16 protein-coding genes are annotated in these 20,957 nt (G+C 58.8%); 5 read left to right on the forward strand and 11 right to left on the reverse strand.

The genetic code is table 11. From position 1 onward, the window contains the following. Nucleotides 1–14 precede the first annotated feature (14 nt). From GOX75_RS00060 to GOX75_RS00070, 3 genes are all read left to right on the forward strand, one after another. Nucleotides 15–1,427 carry an FAD-binding oxidoreductase gene (locus GOX75_RS00060; protein ID WP_171120130.1) on the forward strand — a complete coding sequence of 471 codons (1,413 nt, stop codon included), beginning with the start codon at nt 15–17 and terminating at the stop codon, nt 1,425–1,427. Nucleotides 1,428–1,521: 94 nt separating this feature from the next. Continuing rightward, entirely contained in the window at nt 1,522–2,844 is a 1,323-nt protein-coding gene (locus GOX75_RS00065) for a hypothetical protein (RefSeq protein WP_171120132.1), read from the forward strand. Nucleotides 2,845–2,985: 141 nt separating this feature from the next. Next, complete coding sequence (locus GOX75_RS00070; RefSeq protein WP_171120133.1) at nt 2,986–5,493, forward strand: FAD-dependent oxidoreductase; 2,508 nt, start codon at nt 2,986–2,988, stop codon at nt 5,491–5,493. Between the two features lie 283 nt (nt 5,494–5,776). Here GOX75_RS00070 and GOX75_RS00075 read toward each other — a convergent pair whose 3' ends face one another. The 3 genes from GOX75_RS00075 to GOX75_RS00085 all read right to left on the reverse strand — a co-directional run bounded on the left by GOX75_RS00075 (nt 5,777) and on the right by GOX75_RS00085 (nt 7,903). Then, nucleotides 5,777–6,112 (reverse strand): carboxymuconolactone decarboxylase family protein, encoded by a 336-nt coding sequence (locus GOX75_RS00075; RefSeq protein WP_171120135.1) that lies wholly within the window; start codon nt 6,110–6,112, stop codon nt 5,777–5,779. A gap of 67 nt (nt 6,113–6,179) precedes the next feature. Beyond that, the gene (locus GOX75_RS00080; protein WP_171120137.1) at nt 6,180–6,833 is read right to left on the reverse strand and encodes a DUF938 domain-containing protein; all 654 of its coding nucleotides are present in this window, start codon (nt 6,831–6,833) and stop codon (nt 6,180–6,182) included. Continuing rightward, entirely contained in the window at nt 6,830–7,903 is a 1,074-nt protein-coding gene (locus GOX75_RS00085) for an FAD-binding oxidoreductase (protein WP_171120140.1), read from the reverse strand. Before GOX75_RS00085 ends, GOX75_RS00080 begins: the two co-directional genes overlap by 4 nt. 143 nt (nt 7,904–8,046) lie before the next feature. Here GOX75_RS00085 and GOX75_RS00090 point away from each other — a divergent pair, with 143 nt between their 5' ends. After that, on the forward strand, nt 8,047–8,409 hold the full coding sequence (locus tag GOX75_RS00090) for a hypothetical protein (RefSeq protein WP_171121667.1): 363 nt from the start codon (nt 8,047–8,049) through the stop codon (nt 8,407–8,409). 3 nt (nt 8,410–8,412) lie between these two features. Further along, nucleotides 8,413–9,645, forward strand: a complete 1,233-nt coding sequence (locus GOX75_RS00095; protein ID WP_171120142.1) for an HlyD family secretion protein — start codon at nt 8,413–8,415, stop codon at nt 9,643–9,645. A gap of 27 nt (nt 9,646–9,672) precedes the next feature. On the opposite strand, the gene GOX75_RS00100 is transcribed toward GOX75_RS00095, so the two are convergent. The 8 genes from GOX75_RS00100 to xdhA all read right to left on the reverse strand — a co-directional run bounded on the left by GOX75_RS00100 (nt 9,673) and on the right by xdhA (nt 20,938). Continuing rightward, nucleotides 9,673–11,427, reverse strand: a complete 1,755-nt coding sequence (locus tag GOX75_RS00100; protein WP_171120143.1) for an adenylate/guanylate cyclase domain-containing protein — start codon at nt 11,425–11,427, stop codon at nt 9,673–9,675. Between the two features lie 118 nt (nt 11,428–11,545). Then, on the reverse strand, nt 11,546–12,619 hold the full coding sequence (locus GOX75_RS00105; RefSeq protein WP_171120145.1) for a BMP family ABC transporter substrate-binding protein: 1,074 nt from the start codon (nt 12,617–12,619) through the stop codon (nt 11,546–11,548). Between the two features lie 32 nt (nt 12,620–12,651). Continuing rightward, nucleotides 12,652–13,572: an ABC transporter permease gene (locus GOX75_RS00110; RefSeq protein ID WP_170384942.1), complete on the reverse strand. Its 921-nt coding sequence runs from the start codon at nt 13,570–13,572 to the stop codon at nt 12,652–12,654. Beyond that, nucleotides 13,572–14,654, reverse strand: coding sequence for an ABC transporter permease (locus GOX75_RS00115; protein WP_171120147.1), 1,083 nt, complete (start codon nt 14,652–14,654; stop codon nt 13,572–13,574). The genes GOX75_RS00110 and GOX75_RS00115 overlap by 1 nt, the downstream gene beginning before the upstream one ends. Before the next feature lie 38 nt (nt 14,655–14,692). Then, nucleotides 14,693–16,210: an ABC transporter ATP-binding protein gene (locus GOX75_RS00120; RefSeq protein ID WP_171120149.1), complete on the reverse strand. Its 1,518-nt coding sequence runs from the start codon at nt 16,208–16,210 to the stop codon at nt 14,693–14,695. Beyond that, entirely contained in the window at nt 16,207–17,142 is a 936-nt protein-coding gene (xdhC, locus tag GOX75_RS00125) for a xanthine dehydrogenase accessory protein XdhC (RefSeq protein WP_171120151.1), read from the reverse strand. Before xdhC ends, GOX75_RS00120 begins: the two co-directional genes overlap by 4 nt. Beyond that, nucleotides 17,142–19,544 carry a xanthine dehydrogenase molybdopterin binding subunit gene (xdhB, locus tag GOX75_RS00130; protein WP_171120153.1) on the reverse strand — a complete coding sequence of 801 codons (2,403 nt, stop codon included), beginning with the start codon at nt 19,542–19,544 and terminating at the stop codon, nt 17,142–17,144. Before xdhB ends, xdhC begins: the two co-directional genes overlap by 1 nt. Beyond that, nucleotides 19,541–20,938: a xanthine dehydrogenase small subunit gene (gene xdhA, locus GOX75_RS00135; protein WP_171120155.1), complete on the reverse strand. Its 1,398-nt coding sequence runs from the start codon at nt 20,936–20,938 to the stop codon at nt 19,541–19,543. The genes xdhB and xdhA overlap by 4 nt, the downstream gene beginning before the upstream one ends. Nucleotides 20,939–20,957: the final 19 nt, after the last annotated feature.

Genomic DNA, 20,957 nt, shown 5'->3' on the forward strand with positions numbered 1-20,957 from the left:
AAGGGGGGAACACCATGGCGCAAGCAGTTGCATTGCCGCGGAACGAGGCTGGCATTCAGACGGTCGTTGGCCTTCTGAAGTCTACCTTCGGGGATCGTCTACAAACAGGGCAGGCGATCCGCGAACAGCATGGGCATACTACGACGTGGATTGAAACCCAGTCCCCAGACGCCGTGGTGTTCCCGCATTCGACCGAAGAAGTGTCTGAGATCGTCAGACTTTGCGCCGAACACAAGGTCCCAGTGATCGCCTTTGGCACGGGGACCTCGCTTGAGGGGCATGTGAACGCGCCCGCCGGTGGGATTTCGGTCGACCTGACCCAGATGAACAAGGTGCTGAAAGTCAACGCCAGCGATCTGGATTGTGTCGTGCAGCCCGGCGTGACGCGCGAAGACCTGAACACATTCCTTCGTGATCAGGGGCTGTTCTTTCCCATCGACCCCGGTGCGAATGCCTCGTTGGGGGGGATGGCTGCCACCCGGGCGTCGGGGACCAACGCGGTACGCTATGGGACCATGAAAGACAACGTCCTCAGCCTCGAAGCTGTCATGCCCGACGGTCAGATTATTCGTACCGGTCACAGGGCCAAGAAGTCCTCTGCTGGGTATGACCTGACGCGGTTGCTGATCGGTGCTGAGGGAACGCTTGGTATCATTACAGAGATCACGTTGCGTCTTCAGGGTATCCCCGAGGCGATCACCTCGGCGCGGTGTTCCTTCCCAACGGTTGATGCGGCCTGCCAAGCTGTAATGATGACGATCCAGTACGGCGTGCCGGTCGCCCGGATCGAGTTACTGGACGAAATGTCAGTGAAGGCTGCGAATGCCTATTCCAACCTGACCCTGCCGGAAACGCCATTGCTGCTGCTCGAATTTCACGGATCGGAAAGCGGTGCAGTTGAGCAGGCCGAAACCTTTGGTCAGATCGCCGAGGAATTCGGGGGTACAGATTTTGCAGCGACGTCAACGACGGAAGAGCGGAACAAGCTGTGGCAAGCCCGGCACGACATGTATTGGGCGTGTCTGCAACTGCGACCCGGTGCACGCGGAATCTCGACTGACGTATGCGTACCGATCTCACATCTGGCAGAGTGTGTGACGGCAACGCAGAACCGTGCGAGTGAACTGGGACTGATGGCACCTATGGTTGGGCATGTGGGCGATGGAAACTTCCATACGTTGTTGCTGATTGACATGGACAACCCTGACGAAGTGACCAACGCCGAAGGATTTGTGGGCTGGCTCAACGACCTCGCCATCTCGATGGAGGGGACATGTACCGGTGAACACGGAATCGGACAGGGCAAGCGCCCGTATCTTTTGAAAGAACTGGGGCCAGCCGTTGCCTATATGGGCGCCATCAAAAGGGCGTTAGACCCAGATAACATTATGAATCCAGGAAAGATTTTTCCCTCATCGAATTATTGATAACGTTGCGGAAGCGTCGCGCCTAGGACACAAGGATGCCCAAATTCGCCTGTATCAGTTACCGCAACGAGCAGTAATTTTTTCAGGTATTCAAATGGGCGTATTACGGATTGTCGGATTTGCGTTGGTCGTTGTTTTGGTCATTGCCGGGCTCGACTACTATCAGCAGGACAAGAAACGCGCGGATACGTTGTCGGCCAGCGGCTATATCGACACGATCAAAGAGCGATTCGCACTGTTTAACGAAGAGCTTGATGCCGAGCAGATTGAACGCGACCGTAAGCAGCGTTGGCGCGCCGGAAGCGAACCCTATGCCCCGAAATCAGGCGAAGACTGGGTGCGCCGCGCAATTGTGGATCGCGACTATACCCGTGATGCCCGCGAAGGTGTTCTTCAAAACGGTATTAGCGAGGCCGCCCGCCCGCTAGCCAAGCAGGTGGCGGTGCAGAAGGTGCAGCAACTGGCTGAAAAGCTGGATCGCACCAGTTGGGTCTATGAAAACGGCACGCATACAATCTGGCTTCAGGTTTCACTGAAAGAGGACGCGCGGTCCAACACCCTGACAGGCAATATCGTGCGATCGGTTGACACGCTGGGCCAAAGCGGTGCCGATTATGCCCCATTCGCAATTGTCGGTGGCGTGGCCTACTTTCAATTCAAGCAGAACAAATACAGCGTCATCACCGTGAATGACCGATCCTTCTGGTCAATGGTCACGGCGGGTATCACGGATTTGGATGCTCCGGTCGAGTTTGACATCTACAAGGGCACACTTGGCCTTGGTCAGGAGGTCCGGATGCAACTCTATTCCAACGCACCCCCGCATGAGGTTAGAAAGTTTCTGGCGAAGCTGGACTATGACGGTATGAATGCGTTGCTTCGCAAGCCGGTACCCGGTGTCAGCAACGACAGGACCACGAACCCCGAAACCGAGGATGAGCTGGCCATCGAAATGGCAGGCCTTCGTGGTGAGTTCATGAAGCTGCGGGCTGAACTGGCGCGACTACGGCTTGACAACATCAATGGGCTTTCGCTTGTGGCCAACACCCTGGCTGCGCAATACGGGTTGTCCGGCGATACGTTCGACTTGACCGCAAACAAGATCAAATCTGCGGATGATCTGATCCAAGTTGGTTATCGCACCGGCCTTACCTCTCTTCTGGATGGTGAGGTTCAAAAAGCCGACGCGGAAGGCGGAAACATGTTCGGCCGTCTGTTTGCGTCATTCAAAGGTGGCGATAACCCGCAAGAGGCAAGCAGCAAGGGCGGTGGCTTTCTGGATGGGCTGAAATCCATGTTCCAAAATAGCGAAACCGCGCAGGCGCCCGAGGTCCGCGTCAACAAGGGTGGCGCGGGTCTAGTCAGCAAGTGCGCCACCAAGGACGCCTTCAAGACCTGCACGCTGACTGACGGCTAAGAGATCGAAACCAGACGCGGAAAAACGACCCCCAGCAATCCGGGGGTCGTTTTTTTTATATCACTGGTCGGATGAATGTCGCGCCGAGCCCCTCAAATGCGCCATATGGTGTCAACTTAATTCAAGGGGAGACGCCCGGTTATGAAAACCCAAGTCAAAGCACTGGTCGTAGGCGGCGGCGCCGTTGGGACCTCGATCGCTTATCATCTGGCCAAAGCGGGCTGGGATGACGTGATGCTGATTGAACGGGACGAGCTGACATCGGGCTCGACCTGGCACGCGGCGGGGCTTCTGCCGCTGTTCAACATGTCTTATGCGACGACTCACATCCACAAGTATTCGGTCGATTTCTACAAGCAGCTTGAGGCAGAAACCGGCCTGAACGCGGGCTTCGCCGTGGTCGGCAACCTGCGCATGGCACAAACGCAAGAGCGTATGGACGAATACATGCTCTATGCCTCAACCGCCGAAACCTGTGACGTCGCATACGAGTGGCTGACACCCGAGCAGATCAAGGAACGCTGGCCGCTAATCGAAACTTCGGACCTGAAAGGTGCGATTTATCATACCGAGGACGGCTACATTAACCCTGCCGACGTAACGCAGGCCATGGCCAAGGGTGCCCGTCAGCGCGGTGTGGACATTGTCCGCAAGATGCAGGCCGATGCCTTCCACTGGAACGGCACCCATTGGGAAGTCACCTGCACCAAAATGGTGGAAAAGGGCGGCAATCTGGTCGAGAGCGACGAGCAGGTGGTGATCACCGCTGAACACGTCGTGACCGCTTCGGGCAACCACGCACAGCGTACCGCCAAGATGCTGGGCATCAAGATGCCCGCGATCCCGGTTGAACACACCTTCATCGTCATGGACAAAGACCCTGAGTTGGTCAATTGGCGCGAAGCAGGCAACCCGGAACATCCCGTTGTGCGCGACGCCGACAATGAATCTTATGCCCGTGAAGAGCGTGGTGGCTGGATTCTTGGCATCTACGAGCACGGCGCCCCCGCGCGCTTTGAACACGGTGTGCCGGACAGCTTCCGCGCGGACCTTTTCCCGCTGGATCTGGACCGGATCGCGGATCAATACATGGCGATGGCCGAACGCGTTCCGTCCTGCGCCGAATCCGGCCTGAAAGATGATTTCAACGGTCCGATCTGCTATACTCCCGACGGCAACCCCCTGGTTGGTCCGGCTCCGGGCCTGCGTAACATGTGGCTGGCCGAAGGATTCTCGTTTGGTATCACGGCTGCAGGCGGCACCGGATACTATCTGGCACAGATGATGGTCGATGGCGAAGCCGAGATCGACATGGCCTCGCTGGACCCCAAACGCTACAGCAGCAACTGGATGACGACCGAGTTCGCCGCGCGCAAGAACGAAGAGTGCTATGAGCATGTCTACATCCTGCACCACCCGGATGAAGAGCGTGAAGCCTGCCGTCCTCTGCGCACCGTCCCGGCCTATGACCGCCAGAAAGCGCGCGGCGCTCAGTTCGGTTGGGTTAACGGTTGGGAACGCCCGAACTATTTCGGCCCCGTTGATGCACCCGACAATTTCGATAAGGAAAGCCGCTCGTTTCGCCGCGGTGGCTGGTGGAAACATGCGGTGGAAGAAGCCAAGGCGATCCGCGAAGGCGTTGGCCTGATCGACGCGTCGGCCTTCACCAAGCACGCCGTTAAAGGCCCCGGTGCGACCCAGTTTCTGGATTGGTTCACCTGCAACAAACTGCCCAAGGTCGGTCGTATCAACCTGACCTATGCGTTGACATCACACGGCACCACCCGCAGCGAATACACCATCGTCCGCAATGGCGAGAACAACTACTATCTCGTCTCTGCCGGCGCCTGGACCGAATATGACGCGGATTATCTGCGCAAGGCGGCTGAGGACAAGATGGTGGAGTTCGGCTACATCGAGATCCAGGACGTGACCACCCAGTGGGGCGTCTTCGCAATCGCCGGACCCAAGTCGCGTGACGTTCTGAAAGAGGTCATCAAAGACGCCGATCCGGAAACCGCACTGTCCAACAAGCGTTTCCCGTGGCTGTCGGCCCGTCAGATCGAATTGGGCATGTGCCCCGTGAACGCAATCCGCGTAGCCTATACCGGCGAACTGGGTTGGGAATTGCACCACCCGATCGAGATGCAGAACTACCTGTTCGATCTTCTGGAAAAGGCGGGTGAGAAACACGGTATGAAGTTGGTCGGCGCCCGGGCCCAGAACTGGCTGCGTCAGGAAAAATCCTATCGCGCCTTCGGCACTGAACTTGGTCGCGATGCGACCCCGCTTGAGGCTGACCTGCCGCGCTTTGTCGACCTATCCAAGGAATTCTACGGTAAGGCCAAGCTGGAAGAGACCGGCGTACGTGTGAAATGCTGCACCCTGCTTATCGACGGGCCGGAAGATGCTGACCCGTGGGGCCGCGAGGCGCTATATACGCCGGAAGGTGAGCGTGTGGGTCGTCTGACCTCGGGCGGCTATTCCGTGGCGTTCGAGAAATCCATCGGGATGGGTTATGTGACGCCCGGATTGGCGGTTGAAGGCACCAAACTGAAGATCAAAATTCAGGATAAATTGTGGGATGCCGTCGTCACCTGCGACAGCCCTTACGACCCCAAAAACGAGACCATCCGTAAGGACGGTTGATCCCGGAAGATGTTGTTGGCAGCGCCCAAGAAATGCGCCGCCTGCAGCGGCCCATGCCTCCGGCGGAAGTATTTCTAAACAGAAGAAGCGGGGGCTGGAAAATGATCCAGCCCCCCTGCTTTTGGCAAGGGGGGCCTTCTCCTGTTACGGCCATCGGCGCTTCCGCCTGTACCGCAAGAGATTTTGTGGCCTCAATATGTTAAGAAACCGTTTCTTCTTCTGTTCAAAAATACTTCCGCCGGAGGCAAGCCTGCGTATGCAGGCTTTTTGCGGGTAAAGGCGTTCAGACCAACAATTCGTCAAAACACTCCAGAGCTTTGGCTGCATACATCATCGACGGTCCTCCGCCCATTTGGATGGCCATAGCAAGTACGTCCGAAACCTCTTCTCGGGACGCGCCTGACTTGGCCAAGGCTTCGGTATGCAATGTGATGCAAGGTTCGCAGCGGATAGCCATTGACATACCTAGCGCAATGAATTCCTTAGTCTTGTAGTCAAGCGTTCCGCCTTTTTTGACCGTTTCTCCCAAGGACCCAAACGCGCGTGCTGTTTCGGGGATTGCGGTGTTGAGAGTGCGTAGTCCCTTGCGGGTGTCCGTTAGCTTTTCCTGCCAAGTCATGTCTATCCTCATTCACATATGGTAAGCGGAATGTGAATGAGAATACGTGTTCGAACTTTGATCTTGATCAGGTCTGGGGTTTTTCGGCGACGAAGGCGAGGTTGTTTGCTGGCATGTCGATCAACCCAATAACATTCAGTCCCTGTGCGCACATTTCCGCCGCGATGTCCTCGTCATTCTTGTAGCCGATTTCGCCGTCTTGCTGCACCAACGCGTCATGGAAACGTTGATCCCCGTCACTGGTGAGAGTCCCCGATCGCATGAACGGCCCATAGAGGACAAAGCGCCCTTCTGGTGACAGGGTAAGTGCGGTCTCTGAGATCAGCGTTTGGGTCTCTCGCCAACTGATCAAGTGGGTCAGGTTGATCAACACGATCAGGTCCTGCCCGGCAAAGAGTTGGTGCCACCCGTCAGACGTCGCGTCCAGTGCAGCGGCGTCCGTGGTATTGGGCAGATCTCGGCAATACGCGTTGATGCTGGCGCGCCGCTCTGGATCGACTTCTGTTGGTTGCCAGTGAAGCAGTGGCAGGCGCTGTGCGAAGGCGCTGACATGCTGTCCGGTACCGCTGGCTATTTCCAACGCCCGACCTTGGGTGGGTGCCCACCGCACCAAGAGATCGCACAGCACGTCTGAATTACGGGACGCAGCGGGTGCAACTAGCCGTCCATCTTCGCCTTCGGTGGCAACACTGGCATTTGAAGGCAGGTTTCGTTTCCTCATTGGCATAACCTTTCCGGTTTCAGAGCCCGAACACTGGCGTCATCCAATTCGGGCATGTGGCCGGTCGCAAGATCGGCCACCAGCTTCGATGCGGCTGGGGCAGTCTGGAACCCATACCCTCCCTGACCAGCGGACCAGATAAATGTTGGATCTACGGGATCAGGGCCAAGAACCAGCGTGCCGTCAGGCGCAAAGCTGCGCAAACCAGCCCAGTTGGCCTCGACCCGAGTGACAGGTTCGGTGACCATCTCTTCATATCTGGCCAGACCTTCGGCCAGAACCATGTCGTCAGCATACGCATCGTGTGGAGGGACCGGATCAGCCTCGGACGGTGAGACAATCAGTTTCCCGGCATCGGGTTTCGCATACCAGGCCTCCTGTACGCCCAGAAGCATCGGCCATTCGCGCAGGTTGTGACCGGCCGGGGCCGGCAATCGTGCCATCGACCGACGGCGGGGTGAAATGCCGATTGGGGCAATACCAGCCATGATTGCAATTTCATCGACCCACGGGCCTGCTGCATTCACAATATTTCGGGAATCGTAAGTCTGCCCGGCGCTGACAATCCAGTGTCTGTCTTTGTGTATGGCTGTGACCTTGTTTCTGGTCAGGACCTTTCCGCCATTGGCACGGATCACACGGGCAAAGTCCTGCAATAGCCTGTCGGTATCAATATCAAACGCACCGTCGCTGATCGCGGTAAACCCCACTGAATCAGGGTTCAGGATTGGAACGCGGTCACGGGCTTCTGCAACAGGCAATACCTGCATGTTCAAATCGACCACATCGCGGGCGAATACGTCTTGCTGGTTTTTTCCTCCGATCAGCATCAGGCCCCTCGGCGTGAGGTATCCACCATTTTCTGAGGCCAGAAACTCTGCACTTGCCTTGTTCAGCGCGACGACCGAGTCAGGACCGTAGCTTTCTTCAAACAACGCCGCCGACCGCCCAGAGGCGTGATACCCAAGCACGTCTTCTACCTCGAGCACGATGACCTTACCGTGAAGTGACAGCCGCGCGCCTGCGCTGAGACCTGCTATTCCGCCGCCGATGATCAGGAAATCAATCATTTAACCCCTTTGCGATGCGCATGGCGCTTTATTTGCGAAAGTGTCAGCGAACTTTAAGCAGGGTTGAATTTGCGCATCAACCCATCCAAACAAGGATCAACCAATTAGAGGAGGGCAGGGTGAGTACCGCAGACCTACACCCAATGGCCACGGGGCATCTTCCGTCCTATGTGACACAGGCGGATGGCAGTGATTTTCTTTTGACGTTTATGTTTTTTTTCACGGTTGGGGTCATCATCCTGATTGGTGTGGGCTATTTCACACTCCACTCGATCCCGGAAAAAATTGCGCATGAATCCAACCACCCTCAGTTTCAGCTAGTGGGCATTCTGGCGCTGCTGGCGCTGTTCACTCATAATGGGCTGTTCTGGGTTGCCGCTATTCTGGTGGCCGGGTTCCAGTTCCCTGACGTTGCAGCACCGCTTAGGGCGATTGCCGATGCGATCCGATCTTTGGGCAAGCCCGAGGCCCAACCTTCCGAGCCGCCCGTGCAGCAGGAGCCGTAAGTTATGCTTGAGACGTTGACGTGCGCACTGATTACGGTGCTGCCTGACTATTTGTTCCGCCGCTATGTGCAGGGCAAGCGGATCGGTCATGAGATCACGCTGTTCACCATGTGGTATGAGCTGCGCTGGGGCCTGACCACCTGTGCCATTCTGGCGCTGACCGTGATCACCACGCTGTTCTACTTTCACCCGGCCAGCAAAACAGCGGCCTCGTATTTCCGGACGGTGACGATCCTGCCGCAGTTGGGCGGTCGCGTATCCGAGGTTTATGTGACGAATAACCAGCAGGTTGTCGCAGGTCAGCCGATCTTTCGGATCGAGGACTTCACCCAAACCGCCATGGTCGAGGCCGCCCGGGCAGAAATTGCGCAGGTGCAGGCGTCCTTGAAAGTGGCCGAGACTGATCTGGCCGAAGCTGAGGCGGGAATCGCTGGCGCCAAGGCTGCGCTGGATCAGTCGCTGGAGGACCTTGAGCGTAACACTACCCTGCGGGACGAAGGCTCCAGTGCGGTGCGCCTGGCCGAGATTGACCGGCTGGAAAACCTTGTGGCCGAGCGTGAGGCACAATTGGTTGCTGCCCAAGCGCGGCGTGCGGCTGTGGGGCAGCAGATCGAAGAGCTGATCCCGGCGCAAATGGCCAGTGCCACCGCGCAACTGGACGCCGCAATGACCGAGCTGGAAAAGACCGTGATCAACGCGGGCGTCACTGGCCGGGTGGAGCAGTTTGGCTTGCAGGTCGGCGACTACGTCAGTCCGCTATTGCGGCCAGCGGGTATCCTTGTTCCCTCGCAGTCGGGCCATAACCGGTTTCAGGCGGCGTTCAACCAAATGTCAGCGCAGGTCATCAAGCCCGGCATGATCGGAGAGCTGGGTTGCATGACCAAACCTTTCACCGTGATCCCCATGGTGGTGGTTCAAGTGCAAGACGTGATCCCTTCGGGCCAAATTCGGCCTACCGACGAGTTGCGAGATGTTCAGACAAATACAGTCCCGGGATCTGTTCTGGTTTACATGGAGCCGCTCTACAAAGGCACGGCCGATGACATCCCACCGGGCAGTAATTGCCTTGCGAATGTCTATACCGACAATCACGAACGGCTAGAGCACGAAGAGTTGGGCTTTTGGCAATCAGCCGCCCTGCATGTGATCGACACGATCGGAGTGGTCCACGCCGCAGGCCTGCGCCTGCGCTTGATCCTGATGCCGGTGAATACGCTGGTGCTGACGGGGCACTGATTTCAACTTAGTCTGGCCGGGTACACGTTATCCGGCCAGACCGTTGCGGTGCAGCCCCGCAAAAACCTTTTCGTTACGGGCGTCGTCGTAGGGCCGCCAGTCCCGCATCCGGTCGACATAACCCTTGGACAGGCCTTCGCAGGCGGTCAGAGCTTCTTGCGCTTCACCCACGCGGTCCAAGGCGGCAAGGCAGATGGCGCGGCGATACAGCATGTTGGGATCGTTGGGGCGCACATTGACGGCGCGATCTGCCCAGTCCAACGCTTCGATATTTTCACCCGCAACCAGATACATTCGGGCAATTGCCCAGAAATAGAATCCGCGGTCAGGTTCCCGCGGAGACAAGGCCAGAGCCTTGCGTATTTCCTCGACTGCCTGTGGGCCGATACTGGGATCGGCAAGTTCGGACCGGTTGAAATAGGCCAGTTTAGCGCGTGTGAAAAAGGGGTTAAGGCGGATCGCGTATTCCAATTCCTTGAGGCTTAACGCTTTTTCTCCCTGCCAGACATAGGCTGTCGACATCACATAATGCGCAAACGGAGATTTATTTGCTAGCTCCAGCCCCTTTTGCGCAGCGGCCATCCCCTTGTCCAAAACATCCTTTGAGCGTTCGGACGCACCAAACCCATATTCCTTAAGATAGGCCCATCCCAACCCAGCCCAGGCCTCACCATAGCCTTCATCCAGTGCCACAGCGGACTGAAACTCAATCTGTGCCGCTTGCAAATCTTCCAGCCCAGGCTTTCTAAGTCCCGACATCCCCCTCAGGTACCTTTCCCATGCCCCCAGATGGTCGGGGCGTTTGCGGCGAATGCGGTCGATCTCGCCCTCGACCAGCTCGGTGTCCAATGCGGTAACAACACGCAGGGTGATGTCGTCCTGAATCTCAAACACATCTTCGAACGGCCGGTCGTATTTCTCGGACCAGAGGGCAAGTCCGGTCGATCCCTCGATATATTCCACGGTCACCCGTACCCGTGGACCCGACCGGCGCAATGTTCCGGTCACAAGGTATTGCGCCCCCAGGACCCTCGCAGCGTCTTCGACACTCAGTTCTGGGTTCAGGGACAGGCTGGACGCGCCCGAAACAACCGGCACTCGACCCATCTGTTGCAGCCCCGAGATGATGTCTTCAGCCAGCCCTTCGGCAAAAAAGGCATGTCCGGGATCGGGGGAGTGATTCTGGAAAGGTAATACCGCAAGGGTCGGCGGCCCGGTTCGGATCGCAGGTTGGGACGGCACGGGCGATATCCCTTCGGCCTGCCAGCGAAACACGGTCAGAGGGCGCGAGATGTTCTTGAGTTGATGTTGACCATCATGTGTCAGGTTTTTTGTCTTACCCTGCGGCAGCGCATCGACAAATGCCAGCGAGGCGGCCAGTCCCCCGGCGTGGCAAAGCCCTTCCAACCGGGCGGCAATATTGACGCCGTCACCCAGAATGTCCTGATCGTCAACGAACACATCCCCAAGATGTGCCCCAATGCGCAGCAGAATGCGCGCGTCCGGTGGCTGCTGCCGGGCCTGGGCTGCGGCCTCGGCCTGAATGCGCATCGCAGCGGTTAGCGCCGCTTCAGGCTCCGGGAATTCGGCCAGAAAGCCGTCGCCCATCGTTTTGACCAATCGCCCCTGATTTTGATCCAAAGCGGGAGAAATGATCGCGTTCCGCAGTTCGCGTACAGCGCGCAGGGTTCCGACCTCATCGGTTTCTGTCAGATGGGCGTAGCCCAACACATCCATGGCCAGAATGGCGGCACGTCTTTTGCCGTCCAGAAAATCCTCCATCGGCGATCCCTCGCAAGCCGTGCCTTGGGCTATCTTACGCGGTTTGCGCCATGAATGCATGACAAGAAAAAAGCCCGCCAAACGAGGCGGGCTTTGTCTCACACTATATACGCGTGGCTTACTGCGGAATTTCGCCCTCCAGCCCTTCGACGTAGAAGTTCATGCCAGCCAGTGTGCCGTCATCGGCGGTTTCGCCGTCCGCCAGCCAGTCGCTGCCGTCCTGCTTTTTGATCGGGCCGGTGAAGGGGTGGTATTCACCAGCAGCCATTGCGGCTTTCAAAGCCAGCGCTTCTTCTTTGACGTCAGCAGGCACCGCGTCGGAGATCTCACCGATTGCGACCATGCCTTCGCGGATACCATCCCAGGTGTTCGCGCTTTCCCAGGTTCCGTCCATCACGGCCTTGGTCCGGGCGATATAGTAGGGGGCCCAGTCATCAATGATCGACGATACGCGCGGGAAGGGGGCGTATTCGCTCATGTCCGACGCCTGACCAAAGGTGACAACATTGCCGGCCTCTTGCGCGGCGGCCTGCGGCGCGGTCGAGTCGGTGTGCTGCAGGATCACGTCTGCGCCCTGTTCGATCAGAACGGTGGCAGCGTCAGCTTCTTTTGCGGGGTCGAACCAGGTGTAGGCCCAGACAATCTTGAATTCGACATCCGGGTTCACGGCCTTGGCGTGCAGATAGGCCGAGTTGATGCCGCGGATCACTTCGGGGATCGGGTACGAGCCGATATACCCGATGATGTTCGACTTGGTCATTTTGCCCGCGATGTGACCCTGTACGGCGCGGCCCTCGTAGAAGCGGGCCGAGTAGACCGAGACGTTGGGCGCGGTTTTATAGCCGGTCGCGTGCTCGAACTTCACGTCGGGGAATTTCTTGGCAACGTTGATCGTCGGGTCCATGTAGCCGAACGAAGTGGTAAAGATCAGGTCCGCGCCTTCCAGCGCCATCTGTGTCATTACGCGTTCCGCATCCGGGCCTTCGGGGACGGATTCAACGAAGACGGTTTCAACCTTGTCACCGAATTCCTCTTCAACGGCCAGACGGCCCTTGTTGTGCTCATACGTCCAGCCGCCGTCGCCTACGGGGCCGACATAGACAAAGCCGACCTTGGTTTTGTCTTCGGCCATGGCGCCTGTCGCCAGACCCAGCGCCATTGCCGCGCTTGTCAGAAGTGAAGTGAATTTCATGTAGTTACTCCCCAAGTTGGTTCAGTTGGCCTCTAGTGCGAGGCATGGAAGGTCCGGCCCAGTGAGGCAGGTGCGCTGCTCTTGTCGGCCGAAAGGATCACAAGCACAAGGATCGTGATGATATAGGGCGACATTGCCAGATACTCGACAGGAATGGCAACGCCTGCTGCCTGCAAATTAAGCTGCAACACGGTGATACCGCCGAACAAATAGGCACCCAGCAAAGCGCGCCACGGTTTCCAACTGGCGAAGACCACCAGCGCAAGGGCGATCCAGCCGACACCGGCCGTCATGCCCTCGGTCCATTGCGGCACGCGAATAAGGCTGATGTAAGCGCCACCCAGACCCGCGCAGGCGCCGCCGAACAAGATCGCCATGATACGGATCTTGATGACCTTGTAGCCAAGCGCGTGGGCCGCGTCGTGGTTTTCGCCGACCGCGCGCAGGATCAGGCCGACGCGGGTGTATTTCAGCGTGGCCCAAACCGCCGCAGTCAGAGCAATTCCGACGTAAAGGATCGGGTCGTGCTGGAACAGGATCGGGCCGATAACCGGGATATCGCTGATCAGCGGGATGTGAATATCCCCCATGCTGGGCGGTTTGATCCCCACATAGCTTTGACCCAGAAGGGCGCTGAAACCCAATCCAAACAAGGTGAGCGCAAGGCCACTGGCAACCTGGTTGGCCAACGCAACCTGCGTCAGCAGCACAAACAACAGGGACAGTACCGCGCCGCCGATCGCCGCAGCGATAAAGCCCAGCCAGGGTGATCCGGTCTCGACCGAGATTGCAAACCCGCTGATTGCGCCGACGATCATCATGCCCTCGACACCGAGGTTTAGAACACCTGCTTTTTCGACGACCAGCTCTCCGATCGCGGCCAAAAGCAGGGGGGTTGCGGCCACCATCAAAGAGGCGACCAAGAGGACGGGGTTGATTTCACCAAGGTCCATTACGCTACCTCGCTACGGGCCGCACGGATGCGGTAGTTGGTCAAAAGATCGAAGGCCAGCAGGAAGAACAGAAGCATCCCCTGGAACACCTGAATGGCGGCGGCAGGCAGGCCAAGCTGGGACTGCGCGATTTCACCACCGATATAGGTCAGCGCCATCAGGCCACCGGCCAGCAGGATACCCACCGGGTGCAGACGACCGAGAAAGGCCACAATGATCGCGGTGAAGCCATAGCCGACGTTGAAGTCGATGCTGACCACACCTGAAGGTCCCGAAACCTCGAACATTCCGGCCAGTCCTGCCAATGCGCCGGAAACGCCCAAGCAAAACAGGATCAGGCGGGCCGGGTTCACGCCTGCGAATTTCGCAGCGCGCGGTGCCTCACCCGTCAGGCGGATGTGAAAGCCCAGCATGTGACGGTTGAGCAGGACATAGGCAAAGATCACGGCGATCAGCGCTGTCACCACACCCCAGTGCATCCCGGACCCGGCGATCAGTTCCGCGTTATGCGCACTGTCATAGGCTTGCAGGTTACGCGATCCGGGAAAGCCGAACCCTTCGGGGTTTTTCAGCAGACCCAGCGAAACCGAGGCCAGCATCTGTTCGGCCACATAGACCAGCATCAGCGAAACAAGGATTTCGTTGGTGCCAAAGCGGACCTTCAGAAAGGCAGGGATCATTGCCCAGAGCCAGCCACCGAACGCACCGGCAATCACCATGATCGGAAAGATGTAGAACGCGTCCAGCGGATAAAAGGCCAGACCTGCACCTGCGCCAAAGATGGCGCCCATGATGTACTGCCCTTCGGCGCCGATATTCCAGATACCGGCCCGAAAGCCCAGCGACAGGCCAATGGCGATCAGCACCAGCGGCGCACCTTTCACCAGAAGTTGCGGGCGGTAGTAAAAGGCGAACTCACCAAACAGCGGTTCCCAGAAAATGGTACCGATGGCTTCGACCGGGTTCTTACCCAAAATGGCGAACAGGATGCCGCCGAAAAGCATGGTCGCCACTACCGCGACCAGAGGGGTGGCATAAGACCACGCCTTGGACGGCTGAGGCCGTTTCTCCAACACAATCATCTACTCACACCCCCGTTTTCATCTTTTTCTGTAATGCTTTAGACATGGGCTACCTCCATGCCGTGTGCGCCACCCATCATCAGGCCGATTTCGTCTACCGTCAGCCCAGTGGTCGGGCGGGGTGCGCTTAGTCGTCCTTCGTTCAAGGCCGCGAAACTGTCTGAGATTTCCATCAGTTCATCCAGATCCTGACTGATGCAGATGACCGCTGTGCCCTTGGCCGCCAGGTCCAGAATGGCCTGCCGGATCGAGGCTGCCGCCGCCGCGTCCACACCCCAAGTGGGTTGGTTCACGACCAGAACGTCCGGGTTTTGCAGAACTTCGCGTCCGATCACGAATTTCTGCAGGTTCCCGCCCGATAGCGATCGCGCGGCGTTCTCTGGCCCCGGCGTGCGTACGTCGAACGCCTCGATGATCTTTTCCGCAAAGTTCTTGGTGTCGGCCCACTTCAGGAACCCATTGCTTTCCAGTCCTTCGCGGACAGAACCCGTCAGCAGGGCGTTTTCCGTCAGGCTCATGTCCGGTGCGGCCGCGTGGCCCAGACGTTCTTCGGGCGCGGTCAGCACGCCCAGCTTGCGTCGCGCGGTGGGGCCAAGCTTGCCAATCGGTTGGCCGTTGAACTTGATCGCATCAGCTGTTGTCTGGATTTCACCTGACAAAACGCCCAGTAGTTCGTCCTGACCGTTCCCGGCGACACCACCAATGCCCAGAACCTCGCCCTTGCGGACGGTCATGTGTACATTGCGCAGCGCCGTGCCAAACTCGGAAGGCGAGGGCACCGACAATCCGCTTACATCCAGCGCGACGTCGCCAAATTCTCGGCCACCGCGTTCAGGTGTTTGTAGGGTCGAGCCCACCATCATTTCAGCCATGTCACGGGCCGAGGTTTCAGCCGGAACACATTCGCCGACGTTCTTGCCCAGCCGCAGAATTGTGGCGTGATCGCAGAGCGTGCGGATCTCTTCCAGCTTGTGCGAAATATACAGGATCGAGGTGCCCTCGGACCGCAGTTTGTTCAGGGTCTCAAACAGGATCTCGACCTCTTGCGGGGTCAGAACCGATGTGGGTTCGTCCATGATCAGCAGCTTGGGATCCTGCAACAGACAGCGGATGATCTCGACCCGCTGACGTTCGCCCGCCGACAGATCGCCGACGGTGCGAAACGGGTCCAGAGGCAGGCCGTATGTTTCGGACACTTCGCGGATACGCGAGGCCAAATCGCCCATTGGCGGCGGGTTTTCCATCCCCAGCGCAATGTTTTCGGCCACGTTCAGCGCGTCAAACAACGAGAAATGCTGGAATACCATCGCGATCCCGTCAGCCCGCGCCGCACGCGGTTCGGGTGGTGCAAAGGGCTGGCCGCGCAGCAGCATCGTGCCGCTGTCGGGTTTCACCAGCCCATAGATCATTTTCACCAGCGTGGATTTGCCCGCGCCATTCTCGCCCAACAGGGCGTGAACTTCGCCTTCGCCGATGTCAAAAGACACCTGATCATTGGCCACGACGCCGGGATAGGCTTTAGTCAGCCCTTGTAAGCTTAGGAGTGGAGTGGTCACGCGCTCAGGTCCTTCTTCAACTCGTTCTGCCGGGCGGGGCGCAGCAATTGTGCTGTGACACCAACGGCGATCATCTGCGGGTGCTTGCCCAGACCGGGGTCACCGATGGGGCAGGTGATCCGGCTGATCCGTTCGGGCGAGTGCCCAAGGGCGGCCAGCCGCGACCGGAATCGCGCCCACTTCGTAGCCGAGCCGATCAGCCCGGCAAAGCCGAAACCGTGCGTCAGCAAACGGTTGCAAAGTTCCAGGTCCAGATTGTGGGAATAAGTCAGAACCAAATGCTCGGCATCACGCGGGGCATGACGGACAAGTTCGGCGGGTTTTGCGGCGGGTACAGCCGTAACAGATGCCGGGATATCGCCGGGAAACCGTTCCGGGCCGGTATCGACCCATGTGATTGCCAGCTCAGGCAGCGGTGACAGAACATCGACCAATGCGCGCCCGACATGGCCAGCGCCCCAAATCCACAGCTTGCGGGTCGGTTTGTGGACGGGCTCAACCATCCAACCGTCAAGAAGGTGGGGCTGTGGAACTGTTCCTTGTCCGCGTACCTGTGCCATCAACCGTTTGACTGACAAGGGCATTTCGGCGCCGGACGCCGAACGTGCGATGATCGTGTCGTCCAGCGCGTTCACTGCATCAAGGTCATAGACCTCGGTCAATAACGAGACTGCGCCACCGCAGCATTGTCCAAGATCGGGGCCAAGCGCGTGTTGCGTCAGACGGGAAGGCACAGTTTGAGTGCGCGCCGCTTCTGCTGCTTGATATTCCAGCGTGCCACCGCCGATCGTGCCGGATTGCCCGCCCTGCCAGACCAGCATGGCGGCACCGACTTCGCGCGGGGATGACCCCTTGATCGCAGCGATGACGACCCGGGTGACTTTCCCGTGGGTGTTGACCGCCTCCCTCAAAGCCTCAAGGTCAAATCCCATCAGATGTCTCCCTTCATCCGTTGAATGCCATGCCAGACCTGTTCAGCCGTGGCGGGGGCATCCAGCGCGGGATAGCTGTCTCCGCACGCGGTGACCGCATTCGACAGCGCCAGCCATGCCGAGATACCCAGCATAAATGGTGGCTCACCCACCGCTTTCGAGCGATAGATCGTGTCCTCGCGGTTCTCGCCATTCCAAAGCGCTACGTTGAAAATGTCGGGCCGATCCGAACAGGCCGGGATCTTGTAGGTCGAGGGGGCGTGCGTGCGTAGATTGCCCTTGCCGTCCCAGACCAGCTCCTCGGTCGTCAGCCATCCCGCGCCCTGCACGTAGCCGCCTTCGACCTGCCCGATGTCCAACGCCGGGTTCAGCGATGCGCCCGCGTCATGCAGGATATCGGTGCGCAGGATGCGGTTCTCACCGGTCAGAGTGTCCACCGCGACCTCGGTGATCGAGGCCCCATATGCGAAGTAGAAAAACGGGCGCCCACGGCCTGCGATCCTGTCCCATTCGATCTTGGGAGTTTTGTAGTACCCCGTGGCGGACAGGCTAATCCGGCCCTGATAGGCCAGCGCCGCTGCCTCGGCAAAGGTATAGCGTTCTTCGCCGACCGAAACGTGGCCATCCGTGAAGGTGACTGTCGACGGATCGGCCTGATGCCGCTCGGCCAGATAGTCAGCCATCCGGTCACGGATCGTGTCGCAGGCGGCTTTGACGGCCATGCCGTTCAGATCACTGCCCGAGGATGCCGCAGTTGCCGATGTATTCGGCACCTTGGCGGTGTCGGTTGCGGTGATCTTGACCATGTCCAACGGAATCCCGAACCGTGACGCAGCCACTTGCGCGACCTTCTGGAACAGGCCCTGTCCCATCTCGGTACCGCCATGGTTCAGATGGACCGAGCCGTCCTGATACACATGCACCAGCGCGCCCGCCTGATTGAGGTGGGTCAGCGTGAAGGAAATCCCGAACTTCACCGGAGAAAAGGCGATGCCCTTCTTGATCACGCTGTTCTCGGCATTCCATTTTTCTATCGCTGCCTTGCGCGCCGCATAGTCACTGGATTTCAGCAACGCTGCGGTCATGCCGTGCAGCTCAAAATCGCTGACTTCCATGCCGTAAGGCGTGGTATTGCCGCCAGCGGGAAGAGGGCGCAAAGGCGTGTCGCCCATCTCAACAGCGCCGCGGCTGGTCAGGTCTTCATGCGGGTCGGGATGGCCGAGTGGTTTGTCGGCTGGTTCACCTTCGACCACCTTGTGCGCGGGTTCATAGTAGTTCCGGCGTCGCAGTTCCACAGGGTCCAATCCAAGCGCATGCGCGGCGTGATCCATCACGCGTTCGATCCCGACCATACCCTGAGGGCCACCGAACCCGCGATAGGCGGTGGCGGATTGGGTGTTTGTTTTCAGTCGGTGGCTTTCAATCCGCGCGTTGGGCAACAGATAGGCGTTGTCGGAATGCAGCATCGCGCGGTCCGCCACGGGCAGGGACAAGTCCTGCGCCCAGCCGCAGATGGCGTGGTGCAGGAACGAAACACCCTGAATATGACCATTCTCATCGAACCCGGCTTTGTAGGAGATGCGGAACGCATGGCGCTTGCCGGTGATGATCATGTCATCATCGCGGTCATAGCGCATCTTGCAGGCCTTACCCGTCGCTCGCGCGGCCACGGCGCAGGCGACGGCCAGAGCGTTGCCCTGACTTTCCTTGCCGCCAAAACCGCCACCCATCCGGCGGGTTTCCACGCGAACAGCGTGCATTGGAACGCCCAAAGCGTCGGCTACTTTGTGCTGAATCTCGGTCGGGTGCTGGGTCGAGCTGTGCACCAGCATGTCCGCGCCCTCATTCGGCACGGCAAGCGCAGCCTGGCCTTCCAGATAGAAATGCTCCTGCCCGCCAAGTTCAAACGACCCTTCGATCACATGAGCCGCGCCCGCAATGGCCGCATCCGCGTCGCCCTTGGCGTAAATGCGCGGACCGTCCTCGAACCGGCTGTCGGCGGCCAGTGCATCTTCGATTGTAAGGATCGGAGTTTCCTCAGCATAGTCGATCTTGCCCAGACGCGCGGCCTTTCGCGCGGCCAGATGGCTGGTGGCGACGACTAGAAATACCGGTTGACCGACATAGTGAACGGTTCCGTCCGACAGCAGCGGTTCATCATGGATTGAAGGTGAGACATCGTTGGCAAAAGGCAGGTCATCAGCCGTCATGACCATGACAACCCCATCAGCCGCTTTTACAGCCGACAGGTCCATGCCTGATATCTTGCCCTTGGCGATCGGGCTGAGGCCAAAGACCAGGTGCAGGCTGCCCTTGGGTGTGGGGATGTCGTCCACGTACCGCGCAGAGCCAGAAACATGCAGTGGGGCTGCGTCGTGGGGGAGGGGTTTGGTCACGCTCATGCCGACACCTCCAACACGTTGGTCACTTCGCCCTGATCTTCGAGGAAATAGCGCTCGAGCATCGCTTTAGCGGTTTCCAGACGATAAGTGGCCGAGGCGCGCATGTCCGTGAGTGGTTGGTAGTCGTCGGCAAAGGCAGGCAGCGCGGCCTGAATGATCGCAGCGGTCCATTGTTTACCGATCAATGCGGCCTCGACATGGGTTGCCCGTTTCGGCGTGCCGGCCATTCCGCCAAACGCGATCCGCGCTTGGGTTACGGTGCCCTCTGAAACGGTGATATTGAAACATCCGCAGACGGCCGAGATATCCTGATCGAACCGCTTGCTGAGCTTGTATGCCTTTAGGCGGTCCGCCTGTCGCGGGAAGCTGACGGCCTCAACGAATTCTCCGGGTGCGCGGTCTTGTTTGCCGTAGTCGATGAAGAAGTCTTCCAGCGGCATCGAGCGTCGCTCGTCGGCTTTGCGCAGATGCAAAGTTGCGCCAAGGGCAATCAAGGCAGGCGGGTTGTCCCCGATGGGCGATCCGTTGGCGATATTACCCCCCACGGTCGCGGCGTGGCGGACCTGTACGCTGGCATAACGACGGATCATCTCGGCGTAAGAGGGGTGGAGGTCGCTCAGAGCCGCGCCCATCCGGTTCATGTCGACCATGGCGCCGAAACGAATTTCTTCGTCGGTGATCGTGATCTGTTTCAAGTCTTCGCAGCGGCTAAGGAAAATCACCGGGTCGAGATCACGCAGTTGTTTGGTAACCCAAAGGCCCACATCCGTGGCCCCGGCGACCAACGTCGCATCGGGGTATTGCGCATAAAGCTCTGCCAGTTCGTCGGCGGAGTTGGGGAGGTAGGGGGGCTCTGCCCCCCGGCCTGCGGCCTCCCCCCGAAGTATTTTTGAACAAGAGAAGGTTTGGTCGCCGGTAATCCATTCCGGGACGGGGTGTTGTTCGGCGGCCTCGGCTGCGCGGATGATTGGGGCATAGCCGGTGCAGCGGCAGAGGTTGCCAGCAAGCTGCGTATCGTGGTCGGTTGTGCCATTTGCGTGGCTTGCGACCATCGACATCACAAAACCGGGGGTGCAAAAGCCGCATTGCGATCCGTGCAGGTCGACCATGGCCTGTTGCACCGGGTGGGCGTCACCATTTGGGCTACTGGCGCCTTCGACAGTGCGTACCGCTTTGCCATGCAGTTGCGGGAGGAACAGGATACAGGAGTTCAGCGCCTTCGCGCCGCCCTCATCCGTGACCATGACGGTGCAGGCCCCGCAATCGCCTTCGTTGCAGCCTTCTTTGGTACCGGTCAGGCCGCGATCGTCGCGCAGCCAGTCCAGCAAGGTGGCCGCCGGATCAACATCCGACAGCTCCACTGTCTCTCCGTTCAGAAGAAACGTGATATCCATTCGTGAAACCCGTCGCCTT

Origin of the sequence: Ruegeria sp. HKCCD7251, from assembly GCF_013031165.1 — a bacterium.
Lineage (GTDB): Bacteria > Pseudomonadota > Alphaproteobacteria > Rhodobacterales > Rhodobacteraceae > Ruegeria.

What these genes read in the sequence shown, in the direction of transcription:
- GOX75_RS00065 (WP_171120132.1), top strand. Translation starts at nt 1,522, where the DNA reads ATGGGCGTATTACGGATTGTCGGATTTGCGTTGGTCGTTGTTTTGGTC.
- xdhA (WP_171120155.1), bottom strand. Translation starts at nt 20,938, where the DNA reads ATGGATATCACGTTTCTTCTGAACGGAGAGACAGTGGAGCTGTCGGAT.
- GOX75_RS00060 (WP_171120130.1), top strand. Translation starts at nt 15, where the DNA reads ATGGCGCAAGCAGTTGCATTGCCGCGGAACGAGGCTGGCATTCAGACG.
- GOX75_RS00105 (WP_171120145.1), bottom strand. Translation starts at nt 12,619, where the DNA reads ATGAAATTCACTTCACTTCTGACAAGCGCGGCAATGGCGCTGGGTCTG.
- GOX75_RS00115 (WP_171120147.1), bottom strand. Translation starts at nt 14,654, where the DNA reads ATGATTGTGTTGGAGAAACGGCCTCAGCCGTCCAAGGCGTGGTCTTAT.
- GOX75_RS00110 (WP_170384942.1), bottom strand. Translation starts at nt 13,572, where the DNA reads ATGGACCTTGGTGAAATCAACCCCGTCCTCTTGGTCGCCTCTTTGATG.
- xdhB (WP_171120153.1), bottom strand. Translation starts at nt 19,544, where the DNA reads ATGAGCGTGACCAAACCCCTCCCCCACGACGCAGCCCCACTGCATGTT.
- GOX75_RS00100 (WP_171120143.1), bottom strand. Translation starts at nt 11,427, where the DNA reads ATGGAGGATTTTCTGGACGGCAAAAGACGTGCCGCCATTCTGGCCATG.
- GOX75_RS00090 (WP_171121667.1), top strand. Translation starts at nt 8,047, where the DNA reads ATGGCCACGGGGCATCTTCCGTCCTATGTGACACAGGCGGATGGCAGT.
- GOX75_RS00075 (WP_171120135.1), bottom strand. Translation starts at nt 6,112, where the DNA reads ATGACTTGGCAGGAAAAGCTAACGGACACCCGCAAGGGACTACGCACT.
- GOX75_RS00070 (WP_171120133.1), top strand. Translation starts at nt 2,986, where the DNA reads ATGAAAACCCAAGTCAAAGCACTGGTCGTAGGCGGCGGCGCCGTTGGG.
- xdhC (WP_171120151.1), bottom strand. Translation starts at nt 17,142, where the DNA reads ATGGGATTTGACCTTGAGGCTTTGAGGGAGGCGGTCAACACCCACGGG.
- GOX75_RS00080 (WP_171120137.1), bottom strand. Translation starts at nt 6,833, where the DNA reads ATGAGGAAACGAAACCTGCCTTCAAATGCCAGTGTTGCCACCGAAGGC.
- GOX75_RS00085 (WP_171120140.1), bottom strand. Translation starts at nt 7,903, where the DNA reads ATGATTGATTTCCTGATCATCGGCGGCGGAATAGCAGGTCTCAGCGCA.
- GOX75_RS00095 (WP_171120142.1), top strand. Translation starts at nt 8,413, where the DNA reads ATGCTTGAGACGTTGACGTGCGCACTGATTACGGTGCTGCCTGACTAT.